The 14909-nt window shown below is 45.9% G+C and carries 13 protein-coding genes; 8 read left to right on the top strand and 5 right to left on the bottom strand.

The annotated features are described in order from the left end of the window. Positions 1-134 precede the first annotated feature (134 nt). Together AC3A14_RS20745 and AC3A14_RS20740 are read left to right on the top strand one after the other, a co-directional pair. The gene (locus tag AC3A14_RS20745; protein WP_318702011.1) at positions 135-671 is read left to right on the top strand and encodes a TRAP transporter small permease subunit; all 537 of its coding nucleotides are present in this window, start codon (positions 135-137) and stop codon (positions 669-671) included. A gap of 80 nt (positions 672-751) precedes the next feature. Beyond that, on the top strand, positions 752-2077 hold the full coding sequence (locus tag AC3A14_RS20740; RefSeq protein ID WP_318734661.1) for a TRAP transporter large permease: 1326 nt from the start codon (positions 752-754) through the stop codon (positions 2075-2077). A 119-nt stretch (positions 2078-2196) separates the two neighbouring features. On the opposite strand, the gene AC3A14_RS20735 is transcribed toward AC3A14_RS20740, so the two are convergent. Beyond that, the gene (locus AC3A14_RS20735; protein WP_318702009.1) at positions 2197-3213 is read right to left on the bottom strand and encodes a phycobilisome rod-core linker polypeptide; all 1017 of its coding nucleotides are present in this window, start codon (positions 3211-3213) and stop codon (positions 2197-2199) included. 175 nt (positions 3214-3388) lie between these two features. Between AC3A14_RS20735 and AC3A14_RS20730 the strand changes: the two genes are divergently transcribed. Together AC3A14_RS20730 and AC3A14_RS20725 are read left to right on the top strand one after the other, a co-directional pair. Next, a complete protein-coding gene (locus AC3A14_RS20730; protein ID WP_318734658.1) occupies positions 3389-4384 on the top strand; it encodes a methyltransferase domain-containing protein in 996 nt (331 codons plus the stop codon). 104 nt (positions 4385-4488) lie between these two features. After that, positions 4489-5196 (top strand): PHP domain-containing protein, encoded by a 708-nt coding sequence (locus AC3A14_RS20725; RefSeq protein ID WP_413039252.1) that lies wholly within the window; start codon positions 4489-4491, stop codon positions 5194-5196. Between the two features lie 155 nt (positions 5197-5351). On the opposite strand, the gene AC3A14_RS20720 is transcribed toward AC3A14_RS20725, so the two are convergent. The 3 genes from AC3A14_RS20720 to AC3A14_RS20710 all read right to left on the bottom strand — a co-directional run bounded on the left by AC3A14_RS20720 (position 5352) and on the right by AC3A14_RS20710 (position 10289). Continuing rightward, complete coding sequence (locus tag AC3A14_RS20720) at positions 5352-5966, bottom strand: Uma2 family endonuclease (protein WP_318734653.1); 615 nt, start codon at positions 5964-5966, stop codon at positions 5352-5354. Positions 5967-6114: 148 nt separating this feature from the next. Beyond that, a complete protein-coding gene (locus AC3A14_RS20715) occupies positions 6115-7605 on the bottom strand; it encodes an Hsp70 family protein (protein WP_318734651.1) in 1491 nt (496 codons plus the stop codon). 26 nt (positions 7606-7631) lie between these two features. After that, positions 7632-10289 carry a hypothetical protein gene (locus tag AC3A14_RS20710; RefSeq protein ID WP_318734649.1) on the bottom strand — a complete coding sequence of 886 codons (2658 nt, stop codon included), beginning with the start codon at positions 10287-10289 and terminating at the stop codon, positions 7632-7634. Between the two features lie 287 nt (positions 10290-10576). Between AC3A14_RS20710 and AC3A14_RS20705 the strand changes: the two genes are divergently transcribed. From AC3A14_RS20705 to cobT, 3 genes are read left to right on the top strand one after another with little or no spacing between them, the layout of a single operon-like run. Continuing rightward, positions 10577-11284, top strand: coding sequence for a Crp/Fnr family transcriptional regulator (locus tag AC3A14_RS20705; RefSeq protein WP_271938098.1), 708 nt, complete (start codon positions 10577-10579; stop codon positions 11282-11284). Positions 11285-11304: 20 nt separating this feature from the next. Continuing rightward, complete coding sequence (locus tag AC3A14_RS20700; protein ID WP_318702002.1) at positions 11305-11949, top strand: DUF2232 domain-containing protein; 645 nt, start codon at positions 11305-11307, stop codon at positions 11947-11949. A 43-nt stretch (positions 11950-11992) separates the two neighbouring features. Beyond that, complete coding sequence (gene cobT / locus AC3A14_RS20695; RefSeq protein WP_318734646.1) at positions 11993-13084, top strand: nicotinate mononucleotide-dependent phosphoribosyltransferase CobT; 1092 nt, start codon at positions 11993-11995, stop codon at positions 13082-13084. Positions 13085-13149: 65 nt separating this feature from the next. Here the strand turns inward: cobT and AC3A14_RS20690 are convergent, their stop codons facing one another. Beyond that, positions 13150-13536 carry a hypothetical protein gene (locus tag AC3A14_RS20690; protein ID WP_318734643.1) on the bottom strand — a complete coding sequence of 129 codons (387 nt, stop codon included), beginning with the start codon at positions 13534-13536 and terminating at the stop codon, positions 13150-13152. 134 nt (positions 13537-13670) lie between these two features. Here AC3A14_RS20690 and AC3A14_RS20685 point away from each other — a divergent pair, with 134 nt between their 5' ends. Further along, positions 13671-14831, top strand: coding sequence for an extracellular solute-binding protein (locus AC3A14_RS20685; protein ID WP_318734640.1), 1161 nt, complete (start codon positions 13671-13673; stop codon positions 14829-14831). Positions 14832-14909: the final 78 nt, after the last annotated feature.

Genomic DNA, 14909 nt, shown 5'->3' with positions numbered 1-14909 from the left:
TCGCTAACGTGAGGTTTAGGAATCCCCTCGCCTTTAGGCAGGGGTGGATGTCAATCCCTTGAATCCCAGGACCGATCCGGAAGACTTGACCAACTTTTGTTCATTGGTCTGTTCATAACCTAGGAAAAGAACACGTGGAATTCTTATTACGTCTATCTCGGAACATCGATCGCCTGAATGAGCGGATTGGCAGATCTGCCTATTGGCTCACCTTGGTGATGGTCGGAGTCGGCTCTTGGAATGTCTTTGGACGCTATGTGGGGCGAGCAGTTGGGCAAAATCTTAGCTCCAATGCCCTTTTAGAAATTCAATGGTATCTGTTCGATTTGGTGTTTCTTTTAGGCGCAGCTTATACCCTAAAACACAATAATCATGTGCGGGTGGATGTGATCCAAAGTCGCTTAACTCCGAAACAAAAAGCCTGGGTAGATTTAGTGGGTTCCCTGCTCTTTTTAATTCCTTTTTGTACGATGATTCTCTTCTATTCTACCGGGTCAGTCGTTAACTCTTGGAAACTGCTGGAAAACTCCCCCGATCCCGGTGGTTTGGTGCGCTACCCGATTAAAACCATGATTTTGGTCAGTTTTGGTTTACTGATTCTACAAGGAATTTCCCAAGCGATTAAAAACTTAGACTTTGTGTTCAACCCCTCCGACAAAACCGACGAATAACCAGTTTTCCCCATTACTGATGACCGATTACCAGCCCATTTGATGATAGGGTATTCACATTCTGTTTCCCCTCATCTGACATGGCTTTGGATTGGCTTGGCCCCCTGATGTTTGTCGGAGCGCTGTTTCTGCTGGCGATCGGTTATCCGGTAGCTTTTTCCCTTGGCGCTACTGCTCTTCTGTTTACCCTCATCGGTATGGCAGTGGGGACGTTTGACCCGATCTTGTGGTCAGCGATGCCAGAGCAGATTTTTGGCATTATGAAGAATTTTACCCTGCTGGCGATTCCCTATTTTATTTTCATTGGTTCGATGCTGGAAAAATCTGGTATTGCCGAGAATTTGCTCGAAACCATGGGGATTTTGTTTGGGAGGGTGCGGGGAGGGTTAGCGATCGCCGTTATCTTAGTTGGAGCGCTCTTAGCTGCAACCACCGGAGTCGTCGCCGCCACCGTCGTAGCAATGGGTTTGATTTCTTTGCCAACAATGCTGCGCTATGGGTACGATCGCTCCCTCGCTGCGGGAGTAATCACAGCATCGGGAACTCTAGGACAAATTATCCCCCCTAGCGTGGTGTTAGTGGTACTCGGAGACCAGTTAGGGGTATCCGTTGGGGATTTATTTATGGGGTCATTAATTCCCGGTTTACTGATGACCACAGCCTTTTTAATCCATGTATTAGTTATTGCTAACATCCGTCCCGATCTGGCTCCTCCCCTTCCGCCTGAAATCCGCAAAGCACCGCGGTTAGGGATGCGAGTTCTCAAAGTTATGATTCCCCCTATCTTACTGATTTTTATGATTTTGGGGAGTATCTTCTTTGGCATTGCTACCCCCACGGAAGCAGGTGCAGTCGGCTGTTTAGGGGCGATCGTCTTAGCGTATGCCAATCACCAACTCACTTGGACAAGTTTGCAGGAAGTCTGCGATGTCACCTTACGCACCACATGCATGGTGATCTTTATCTTAATCGGCTCCAAAGCCTTTAGTTTAGTCTTTCGTGGTTTAGGGGGAGAGCGTCTAGTCCGGGAATGGTTTACGAATTTACCAGGAGGAGCGATCGGATTTCTCGCCATCAGTATGGCGATCGTCTTTATCCTGGGCTTTTTCATTGATTTCTTTGAAATCGTCTTTATTGTCGTTCCCATGTTTGTCCCCATCGCCCAACAATTTAACTTAGATTTAGTTTGGTTTGGTGTAATTTTAGGGGCTAATATGCAAACCTCTTTTCTCACACCTCCCTTTGGCTTTGCCCTCTTCTATCTACGGGGAGTCGCCCCTCCAGAAGTGCGAACAGAGGAAATTTACCAAGGAGCTATTCCGTTTATTATTCTGCAATTAATCGTGATGGTCTTACTAATTCTTTTCCCTGGTATTGTGAGCTTTCTACCTTCGTTAAAGCTGTAATCCCATTTCTCTTTAAGCTTGCCACTTAAGCTTGCCACGAATGTATTCTGGGGAGACAAGAGACTTAGGGCCACTTGTTAAGGGCATCTTCATAGAAAAATGGGATTAGGGCCAGAACACTAACTGTTGAAGATACGGGTGCGCCATTTATTCAAGCGAGCTTCCCCAATCGTGGCGTAGCGTCGCGTTTCAGCAAGCTGTTCTTGTAACAAAGCAATCAGAGAGGATTGTGCCTCTGCCTGTTGTTGTAGAGAAGCCGATGTTTCCTTAGAAGGAGAGACAACTGAAGAGCGCCAATCACTTTTGACTTGTGTAGCTCCGATCGCTGCAAAAGGGCGTAAATCTGCCAATTGCTTTTGCAAGCGATCGATTTCCTCCGCTTGCTCCTGCATTCTTTGCTGCAAAGCCAAATTCCTAGCTGCTTGCTCTGGTGTAATGCGTGTTGTTGTCATGAACTGATACTTAGGTCTGAGGACCTCTGCCAGGATTTCACTGACATCCTTGACTTTGAGCTGTCCATAGGGGGAATTTTGGATCAGGGCACGGGTTAATTGAGGTTTATTTTGAGTAGCCAAATCCTTATCGCTACTCGAAGCACTCCGCAGTAATTGCAACATATTCGTAAATTCCAGCATCGATTGCCCTGGCTGGGTGCGATAGCCCCGATAATAAGGTACGATACTTTCCCCAAAAATCGTCTGATACTCATCGCTATCCAAATAAGTATCAATATCCGCCTCAAACCCGCTCTCATCCAAAACAGTGCTGTGATAGCGCATTTCCTCGAAGTTATCAGGCGCGCGTCCGAGTAGGTGCTTAAAGTTAAGCTCGATCGCCCGGTATCGATAGCAATTCTCAAAGAAACGGGAACGATAGAGGTCTGACTTAGCCACCTCGCGGACAAATTCGCGCACGCTCAATTGTCCCCGTTTCAGTTGGGACTCAGGAACGGTAAGCCGTTCGCTTTCCATCACATGGGCATTGCCCAACACCTGGCGGTAAACTGCTCGGATCGCGATCTGGGCATCAGTATCTGAGAAACCGGAACGCAGTTCAACCGGTGCGGTTTCCTTGAAGGGCTGGTATGCCTGATAGAATTGCGCCGATCGATCCTCTGATGGTGCGATAGTTCCCATGGAATTCCTCCAACTTATATAAAATGTGAATAAACTTTTGTCTGCTTATTAAAAGTCGCGCAATACAAGCTTAACAGCATGGCATGACAATATCAATGCTTAAAAGCTGTAAGGATCTGAAAAATCATTTATCCTCAATAAAGCCTTCATACCAATTCTCTATTTTTCTATTTTGATGAATATCTTGTTTTTAGGTGCGGGTATAATTTTAGCGTTAATGGCGATCGCCATTATTCTCTATCTGGTCACCGCTCGTCGCTATGAATCCTCCGCTTCCGTTGCCAACTCCTACGACCAATGGACAGAGGAAGGGATATTAGAATTCTACTGGGGCGAACATATCCATTTAGGCCATTATGGCTCTCCTCCACAGCGGAAAAATTTTTTAACCGCTAAAGCCGATTTTGTCCATGAAATGGTGCGTTGGGGCGGATTAGATGCCTTACCTGCGAATACGACTGTTTTAGATGTCGGTTGTGGTATTGGGGGCAGTAGCCGGATTTTAGCAACCGAATATGGTTTTGATGTGACAGGGATTACTATTAGCCCCCAACAGGTACAACGGGCCCAAGAATTAACGCCAGAAGGGGTGAATGCAAAATTTGCCGTTGATGATGCCATGGCGCTTTCATTCCCGGATGCCAGTTTTGATGTGGTCTGGTCAATTGAAGCAGGACCCCATATGCCCGATAAAGCGATTTTCGCCCAAGAATTACTCCGAGTCCTCAAACCCGGTGGACTTTTAGTGGTTGCTGACTGGAATCAACGGGATGACCGGCAAATTCCCCTAAATGGCCTAGAACGGATGATTATGAAACAATTGTTAGACCAGTGGTCTCATCCTGCATTTTCTAGTATTGAAGGGTTTTCTGAACTCCTAGAAGCGACGGGATACGCCCAGGGACAGGTCGTTACTGATGATTGGACAGAACCCACCCTTCCCTCTTGGCTTGATTCTATTTGGCAAGGGGTCACTCGACCGGAAGGTCTGGTCAAGTTTGGCTTACCCGGTTTGATTAAATCCTTGCGAGAAGTGCCCACTCTATTGTTGATGCGGGTAGCTTTTGGGACGGGTTTATGTCGGTTTGGTATGTTTCGCGCCATTCGGGGAAATGGCCCTGGGGATCTCACGGAATCCAAATCGGATCGGATGAGTATAATTACTTCTTAGTCTGACTTATGATTGCGATCGCACATCTCAATCAAAAAGTAACGTTACATAAGTTCAAAATTGGCTATAGTAGACAACAAGACTTTATCTTGAGATTGAGAAAGATGATGATCGATCTAGCTCCAGCTCCATCCTTGTCAAACCAGGCTGGAGAGCAGGAAGAAGCACGGGCCCTCAGAGAAGTATTGGCGAACATTAATGAAAGGAGTTGTCCCAATTCCTACAATTTTCATATGCATACCCAGTTTTCTGATGGAAAATTACGCCCGGAAGAGATTATTGACCAGGCGATCGCGATCGGATTGCAGGGACTGGCGATCACAGATCACCATAGTGTTGGCGGTTACAAAACCGCCCAAAACTGCCTCAATCATCCCAATCTCAACCCGAAACCCTCCCTCCACCTATGGAGTGGTGTAGAAATCAATGCTTATTTGTTGAAAACAGAAGTTCACATTCTCGGTTACGCCTTTGACCCCGATCATCGAGCTTTAGAACCCTATCTCCAAGGCCATGCTGTGGAAGGCAACGCCTATCAAGCCTCAGCAGTTATTGATACCATTCATAAAGCAGGCGGTTTAGCCGTTCTCGCTCATCCAGCCCGATATCGTTATCCAGCCACTGAATTAATTCCTGAAGCTGTCTATCTTGGCATTGATGGGGTAGAAACCTATTACGCTTATAATAATCCCACACCTTGGACACCGAGTCCCAAACAAACCAAGCAAGTTCGAGAACTGGGCGAACTCTATAATTTACTGCATACCTGTGGTACAGATACTCACGGTCGGAATATCCAGAAGCGATTGTAACGGGAATAGGGAATAGCCTGAGTCGAGCAGTGGGGGTTCTGCGCTCTCGCTAACACACCTTGCATCTATAGCAAGGGAAGAGGGAGTTAAGACATTTTCTGTTCCCTGTTTCCTAAAACTACAATTTAGCTGTCCTAACTTAACGAGTTCCTTAGCTACGAATTAACTCCACCTCTTAAAACTTGCACCGCAGACAAAGTCCGATCTCCCGAAAACCCCTGCAAAAAGGGCGACTCTAGCACTTCTTCTCCCGAAAACCCTCGCGACTCATACAACCCTTCGACTAGCACAAATACTGTTATTCGTTCTTCCATGGGATCGACAATCCAATACTCGGAGATGCCCCTGGACTGATACTGTGAAAGTTTATACCGATAATCTCGGTTTGCGTTCTCCTTGCCTGGTGAAACGACTTCCACGACTAACTGAGGTGGAGGCATCTCCAAGCTAATTGTGGAGCGACTTGCTCCTTGTAAGGACTGCGCTCCTTCTTCTGACAACACTAACAGATCGGGCACTCGCAACGTCGGGCGCATCCCACTGACTACGACTTCAGTTTTGATCAGTAAACACTCTGGAGCAATACCTATCTGAGCAAAATAAATCAGTAAAGCCACAGCAATTCGCTGATTCAGATAACTTTCTGGAGGCATAACTACCAACTCCCCATCTTCTAACTGATATACCGTATCTGTGCCATCATCATAATTCAGAAACTCCTCTAGACTCATACCCTTCACCTGCTGCAAAGCTTCAAGTGCGACTACCATTTTTGCTCTACCTCCCAGACAATAATGGATCGAGACCTATACTTATCTTATCAATTAAAAATTAAAAATTAAAAATGGGTTTTGGTGGTTGGTAATTACAAGTTAAGGTGATGTACAGTTTGTCAGCTCCCTCTTGCCTAACCCCTCTTTACCAAAGCACTAAATAGGGATCGTCTAAGGTTTGGTTAGAGGTGGCGAGAACTTGCTCAAATTGGTTCATCACGATCGCTCTTTGTTCTAGATTGAGAGTATATAATCCAGTTCCTTGAGCAATAAATAGGGGTTGATTAAGCTCTAATTGAGGACTCAGGTAAAGGCGATCTGATGTTTTCGGAAGTAGTCCAGGGGGAAGATTGCCTGCGAGCAGTTTGCGCAAGCGATCGCCACAAACTGCCGTATTAATCCCCCGTTGTTCTAACAAGTAGAAAATCTGCCCCTCGGCGATCGCCTCATTAGGCATGACCCTGAGCAATTCTAACAACAGAAAATAATCACTATATTGATGACGTACCGTATTGAGAACTTGGGGATAGAGCGGTACATTCGCTAATCCATAAGCTACCCGACTACATTTAGGCGGTTGACCTTGTGGGGTACGGTCTTGGATAATTGCCGCGCTGGGTAGTTTTTGCCGTAACCAACGGGCGATCGCCACTAAAGATGCACTCCCCCCCGTACACAAAGCCTGGCGTATTGCTTGGGGGGCGACTCCCGTCTTGACAAACAGGCGATTAATCTCCCGATTCAGGGCACGCAAAAAAGGCACAAACACCTTCATCTCTAAATCGCGACGCTGAATAGTCCACTTTTGCTGCTTGAGGCGTACTGTAATCTGGTTTTGTGCCTGAAGTCTATGCTTAACCTCTCTGGCGATCGCCAATAACCCCTGACCCCAATCTGAACGTCCCAAATATTGACTAAAGTGATAACGGCTTTCTAAATCCACCTCTCCCACTTGGGGCAACTTTATTCCCTGCTCTTGCTCTAATGAAGCAGATAATAATGGATAGTCCACATTCAATAACAATTGAACAATAATATCCTGATCGATCGCATCTCCCCCATAAGCCAAAGATCCCAAATGGAAATTTTCCGGCTTGAGTTGGGATTTGTTTAACGGAACATCCACCAGAGCAAACTCCGTCATCGTTGCTCCCGAATCTAGAATCAATGTTGCGCCTTGCCATTGAGTACCCTGAGCCGTATCACGCAACTCTGATATGACTAAAGCAATTGGCTCTTCTAAGAACAGAATTTGGTGAGGTCGATCAACCCAACCTGTCCTTAAAATTGCCTCTCGCAGATTAAAGCGATAGGCATCACTCCAATGGGCTGGACAGCCCACAATCACTCCACTTAACTGAGTCCAAACCTCTTGGCTATACTCTTCTTGCTCATTCGCCATCCCTTGCAACTGGGACACCATCTCCTCAATAATTGAGTCCCCATCGACCCCAGGTAAACCCCAATCTAAGCAAAGTTTTAGAGACACCCCAACCTGGGTTCGCTCAGTTGGGAAACGCTCCCAGGGATAAAAACAGCGTGTTGAGTAATTGAGTAACACGGCTGAAATGCCGGTTGTTCCCCAATCGATTCCCAAATACCACAGCGGATTTTGCCCATCAGAATGGCTCTTCACACTTCTGCTCTCTCTCATTCTCAGAATTAATTTTTCTTCAAAGAATTCAATGGTGGCTCAGGATCGTCATCATCTGCCAACCCTTCAAAGACATCATTTAGGGTCAAGGTTTCTTCTAAAGTTTCTTCTACAGTTGTTCCATCAGGTTCACTTGATGCTGGTAGGGATTCATCTACGTTTACCGTTTCTCCCCGCAAAAATCCTTCAAACATGTTTTCTATCGTCGATGTGCCTTTTGGCGATCGCCCAGCGGATGGATCGATAGCGTCCTTATTTCCCTGATTGTATTTTTCAAACACATTATCTACGGTAATGGATTTCGGCTCTTCGGTGTCTAAATTCTCAGACTCTTCCCCAAACACTGTATCGATACTTAAAGACTCCGGTAAGTTGAGACTGCTTTCATCCTCCCACAGGCCAGTTAAATCTGCTGCTTCTTCCTCTGGAGTTGACTCCTGGAATGTTTGCTCTTCTGGGAATCCTTCAAATAAACTATCTACTCTTACTCCAGATTCAGAATTTTCTCGATCTTCAGGTTCTTCTTCTCCTGCCAAAATTCCTGACTCGGGAGGAGTTAAAATTTCATTGAGGAAATTCTCCGTATTCAGGGGAGTCTCCTCTTCATTCATAAGAGACTCTTCTTCAGGAGCGGAAATTGTGGGACTGGCGGGTTCTAAATTCCCAAATAGATCCGTAACTTGCTCTTCTGGAACTGACTCAGGAACGGGAGAAGTTCCCTCACCTTCGAGACTAAATAAATCCTGACTTAACTGTTCTAAGACTTCGCCCTGTAAATTTAACTGACTGACTTCCTGTGCTTCTTGGATCTCGGTGGGTAATAAGACTTCATCGGGAGAAGCAGAGATATAAAGATCTTCTGTGGCGTTTAAGGGGGCTTCGTCGGCCCAATGGGTTTCTAGGCTCTCCGATATAATCTGAGGTGGTGAATCTTCTTCGCCGAATAATTCCATAAAAGTTTCTAGAGATACCGGATCTTCTACTTGGGAAGGAGCCGGAGCGCCTTCAAATAAATCTGATTCTAGAACTGAAGAGGGTGAGGATAAGTCAGTTGCAGGGAATTCCTCTGCGGCTAAAGGTTCTTGTGGCTCGTCTGTTTGGGCTTCAACATCACCTAGTCCTTCAAATAAATCTGATTCTAGGGTTTCGGCGATCGCCTCTTCATCTACGGGTTGCTCCCCTTGTTCTTCTGGTGCTGCGATCGCCTCTACATTCAATTCTGGCTCAGGTTCTTCGGCAATTTCATCCACTTCTGCCTCTTCTGCAAACTCTTGCAGGGGATCATCGGATTCTCCCTCATCTTCCCTTTCACCTGTTGTAAACCGATCGGAAGCAAACAGTGCATCATAAAATTCATCACCTTCCATCTCCTCTTCTAGGAGCCGATCGGCATCCGCTGATGGTTCATTAGAGAGTCGATCGATTTGATCCTCTTCGATTGCTGCAATTTCAACACTCTCTTCAACCTCTTCAAATTGTTCAAAAAACTCCAACCCGATCTCTTCATCAAGATCTACTAACTCTTCTAATTCCTCTGCATTCTCATCATCTATGGATTCCGGTTCAAAGCTATCCTCTTCCTCCTCAACCTCTTGGGCTAACTCAACCGACTCGGTTAAATGTTGGGGATCGCTAGGTTGGACAACAGGGCGATCGGGAGGATCTGAGGTTTGGGCATTTTGGGCTGCTCGATCGGTTTCAGGAGCGATCGCCGAAGGAGTCAGGGATTTTCCCCCACTCGGTGTTTCCAATGTTTCTCCCAAAGAGTCTTCAGAACGGCTTTGAATATAAGAAGATGCTTCTCGTCCTAACTGGGATGCTAACCGATTGACCAAGGCACTAAACATCACCTCGCCCTGTTGACCCAAGCTATACATATGCTCAACTCCTTGGGTCATTGATTCACTATAGCTTTGAAGATTACTTTGCAGTGTCTCAAAAACTACATTGATAGATGCATCTAAGGTTTTGAGGAGTTTATCCGATTGAGCTTGCAGTGCCCTCAATTGTTCGAGTCGTTCTTGGGGAGTCAGCAGAGCTGGATCGGTGCTACTATCGGCAGCCAGAATTGGATCGTGGGGTTCGCGGGACTGATATTGCAGCAATTCTACCTGCAAATCCGCTAAATTCTGAGCTACCTGTTGGGTTAAACTTTGTGCACAGCGATCGATCAGAGTTTGGAAAAACTCAGTCATCATTTTCTGAGATTGACCTGACATCGCATTCTTGCCGCGCTGTTGATCCAGATATTGCAGTTCCTGGCGCATCTGTTCCCGCTGGTTTTGTAGGGCAGCAATTTCTTCTTGCAAGGGGATCAGAATGCTCGATCGCAAATCTTGCACCACAGCTTGCACAATTTGTTGATTTGCTGAGTTCTGTGGTTCTAGTATAGGTTGGCGCTCTTGGGAAAGATCCGCCCCCAGTAAGGAAAGACGACGGCGACTGCCAGGAGTCGAACGGCTTGAGGGAGGAAGTTGACCTTTGGCAGCAGGGCGTTGAGTTGGGGAAAGGGGTAAACTGCCCAAATACTCCCGAACCCGTCTTAAAACTCGACGTTGTTGGCTCACCTCTCCCGCCATCACCCAGGGAAGGCGAGACTGGGTTTTGGATAGCACACTATCGATTTCTGTTATCAGTGCTTGACGCTGGTCAGTCTGAGGTGTCACAATCGTCATCCCTAACTATACGTTCGGTCGGTTTTGCTGAAGGTGGGCATACTGCAAGCAGTTTAAGTCAAAACTGGGTAAGAAGGGGGGATTTGATGCGAAAATTAACTTTATCTTACTTTATGAGTTCACGTTATTGAGGGCGATCGCCCCTATTGACTGATAAATCTTGTAGATTTTGAGGCACTTTACGTTATGATTGCCTTATCGTTTAGGTTGTAAACCCATGGCCTGCCCTCAGCCGTCGTCATTTCCGCTTTTAGTCTTTTAAATCGCACATTACCCCTATGGTAGAACGACACAAGTCTCGTGGTGAATTGAATCAGCGTGAACTCATTAAATCAGCCCCCTTTTTTGAAGGGTTACCGGAGGAGATTGTTGAACGGACGACGGCGCAAGTGGTGGTGCGAGAACATCCTTCTAACCAGGTCATCCTATTGGAAAATGATTGGGGTAGCTCGGTTTATTTTATTTTGGAAGGATGGGTTAAGATTCGCACTTATAATTTAGATGGTAAAGAGGTTACCCTCAATATTATTGGTAAGGGGGAGTTATTTGGAGAAATGGCTCCCCTCGAAGAGGTCCCACGCTCTACTGATGTGATTACCCTCGCCCCAACCACGATTGGTAATATGCCTGCTAGTGATTTTGTTAACCTAATTCATACAGAACCGAAGGCGGGTATCCGGTTGGCCCAATTGATGGCGCGTCGCTTACGACAAGTCAACCGACGGTTACGACTGCGGGAGTCTGATAGTACCTCCCGGGTAGCAGATATCCTCTTATTTTTGGCGGATGGTCAAGGGACGAAAACGGCTGAGGGTGTAGAAATTCCGAATCTTCCCCATCGGGAATTAAGTAGTTTGAGTGGATTAGCACGTGAAACAGTTACCAGAGTTTTAAGTAAATTGGAAAAGAAAAAGTTGATTGTGCGCCCCGATCGCGATACTCTTTGTATTCCAGATTTGGGTGCTTTAGAGCGACTGATGGTTTAATGGGTAATAGGTAATAGGTAATGGGTAATCAGAAACCGGAGAGTCAGGTTAATCTGACCTTACCTCTAGTAGAATCAGCGTTTTTGGCAAGTACTTCTAGTCTGATTTGGTTGGTGAATTATTATTTTCCACCAGGGCCGTTATTACGGATCTTTTTTCCCGTACCGATCGCCTTAGCCTATTTGCGCTGGGGAAGTCGCAATGCTTGGATGACTATGACGGTAACGGGTTTGCTCTTAACCGTTTTAATGGGGCCAACCCGCAGTATCCTGTTTCTAATTCCCTTTGGACTGTTGGGAGTGCAGTTGGGAATGATGTGGAAGCGGGGAGCGAGTTGGTTTGTATCTATTGGTTTAGGAACGCTGTTGGGAGCGATCGGATTTTTCTTTAAAATTTGGTTAGTGTCCATTCTCCTGGGTGAGGATTTATGGCTGTATCTGATGGCACAGGTGACTAGCTTGATCGATTGGATCTTCCTGAAGTTGGGATTATTGGCCGAGCCGGATATCACGATCGTACAGGCGATCGCCGTAGTCATGATTTTAGTCAATAATTTGATCTATTTGTTCGTTGTCCATTTGGTCTCTAGTTTGCTTCTCGAAAAGTTGGGTAACCCCATTCCATTGCCTCCCGCTTGGGTGGAAATTCTGTTAGATCGAGAGTAGTTTGGGGAATGGGGAATGGGGGAGAATCGAATGGTTCACTGATATGATTTCTGTTTACACTGAGTTCGATCGAGGGCAGTATTGGTTAAATAAGTATCGTAAAAGTCGCCCCCATTTTGCTTGTATTCTCGGTTTCACAGAAACGGCATTAATTCCAGGAATCTCTGCTGCCGGGGCAACGCCAGAAGACCGGCGCTATACCTGTTTGGCAGATGCTGAATTTTTATACAATGGGGTGACTCCGAAATATGCTTATCCGTTACCTCCCTTACATGCCGGTATTTCTCCCGTCTTTATCTCCCGTGCTATTTGTGAAGCGCTCCAGATTCCCATTACTTTGTTGAATGCGGGATTACCTATTCCTCCCCCTGTAGAAGCGGTAGATTTGGGGGGGACTCCTGCCTTCTGTGTCAGTAGCGGACAAGCTTTAGATCGAGAAAGGGTTCGTCATCTGTTTAACCAAGGGCAAAAATGGGGAACACAGTTAGCTCAACACACCGATTATTTGATTATCGGTGAATGTGTGGTGGGCGGAACAACCACCGCATTCAGTATTTTGACAGGGTTGGGATGGCCAGCATCGGGTAAAGTGAACAGTAGTCATCCCACCTGTAACCACGCTCAGAAAATAGAGGTGGTGAAGCAGGGGTTAGAGCATGCAAGATGGTTCGATCGGCCCGGATCGGTGTGGGAATTAATGGCAGCAGTAGGCGATCCCATGCAACCGGTAGCTGCTGGAATGGCAATCGCCGCGAGTCAATATTGTGGTGTTCTCTTGGCTGGCGGCACTCAACTGTTAGCTGTGTATGGCTTAATGCAAGCTATTGCTCAGGAGGAAAACCAGATTTGGGATACGTCTGAAGTGGTGGTGGGAACAACGCGATGGGTGGCTGAAGATCCAACGGGAGACACGGTTGGTTTAGCGAAACTATTACCTCCAGTTCCATTGATGGCAACCCAACTGAGTTTTGCTAAGTCTAACTATCACTCCCTTCAAATGTATGAACAAGGGTTCGTAAAAGAAGGTGTTGGTGCGGGGGGTTGTGCGATCGCCGCTACCCTGTGCCAAAATTGGAGACGAAAAGACCTCCTTGAGGCGATCGAAACCTTAATCGACCGTTATTCTCATGGGTAATGGGTAATAGATAGATATAGGTCAGTCATTTTCCCTATTTCTTCCCTATTTCCTAGTTCCCAGCGCTAGAATTGAATCCGCTTAGACAGTAATTGCTCCTCTAGAGCAGCAATGCGATTATAAGCAGCGGTCAGTTGTGCAGTTAAGCGCTGCACTTGCAGTTCAGGAGATAAATATGCATCTGACCGGGATTCAGATATCTCACGACGGTTATCATAATCATCATCAACTAATACATCTTTATGATCCCAAATGGGGAGATCGGATAACTCATGAGTATAGGAATGATTACTACTACCCCGTTCTGGCAGATGAGTCTCTTCTGCTCGGAGATGGCTCGACCCAGGTTGAGATTCTAGCAAAGAGAATTTAGAATTAAGCCGTTCAATCGAATGGGACATGCTTTCTATTTTTTCCATCAGCATCATAATTTGGGTTTCCAAGATTTCCATAGGGGACTCCAGAAGTTACAGATGAGGATTGTTCTCTACGATTTTAGATAGGCTTTGACAAGATTCTTGATTTATTTTTGAATCATTTAACTTTTAGTAAAAACTGTAAATAAATACTTAACATTTTCTCAGTTATGGATCGTCGAAGATTTTTGTCGGGAAGCCTGAAAACCGCCACTTTAGCACTATCGAGCCTATCATTGTCCTCAGTCTTGACTACGGGATGCAGTCCCACTGCCAGCTTAAAGATTTCTATTCTCAAGGGATCGATTCCAGCGACGCTAATCAATGAACTCAAAAAGGGACTACCGGAGAGTGTGAGTTTAGAAGCGATTCCGGTTAGTCAACTCGATCTCCTGTTTCAATCTCTGAAGCGAGAACCCAAGAATTCTGAGAATTCGCTATGGAGAAGTTTAGCTTTTTGGCAAACGGCTCCCTCTGCTCCGGATCTGGTGACGCTTGGAGATGTTTGGTTAAGGGAGGCGATCTCCAATCAACTCATTCAACCCATCGATACCTCTTTGCTCTCTTGGGATCAATTACCTAAAAGTTGGCAGAGCTTAGTAATGCGCGATCGCCAAGGGAATCTCGATCCGAATGGGGAAGTTTGGGGAGTGCCCTACAGTTGGGGAACCACGGCGATCGTGTATCGACCAGATCAATTTAAATCCCTCGGTTGGGAACCCACAGATTGGTCAGATTTGTGGCGAGAAGAATTGCAAGGTCAAATTTCCTTACTCAATCAACCCAGAGAAGTGATTGGTTTAACCTTAAAATCCCTCGGTTATTCCTATAACACTCCCGATTTAGAAACCATTCCTGAATTACTTCCAACCCTAAAACAACTCAATCGCCAAGTTAAATTTTATAGCTCCGACCAATATTTACAACCTCTAATTGAAGGAGATTCTTGGTTAGCTCTCGGATGGTCAACAGATATTCTATCGATCTTAAATCAGTACAAACTTAAAGCTATTATTCCCCAATCTGGAACTGCACTGTGGGCGAATATTTGGGTCAGTCCTAAGCTAAGTCCTAAGAACTCCGGTATTCAGGAATGGATGAACCAGTTTTTAAACTCGGATTTAGCCCTCAAACTCTCCCAATTTACCGATACCGCTTCACCTCTATTAATTACTACGAACCGCGATAGTTTACCTGCATCGATCTTTCAATCTGGAGTGAAGTTCCCCGATCCTAGCATTTTTGCCAATAGTGAATTTCTCTTACCCCTCTCGGAGCAAACTCAGCAGAGCTATACACAACTTTGGAAACAGATGCGGAGTAATGAATAATTGTTAATTGATACTACCAGCGCGAGGCGCTCTAAAGTTCATGCAGAATAACCTTCTTTTTTTCAAGCGATACAGCGC

It is taken from the genome of Roseofilum sp., assembly GCF_982964205.1.
Note: the sequence above shows the minus strand (reverse complement) of the source record. Positions and strands in the feature narration are given on the sequence as shown.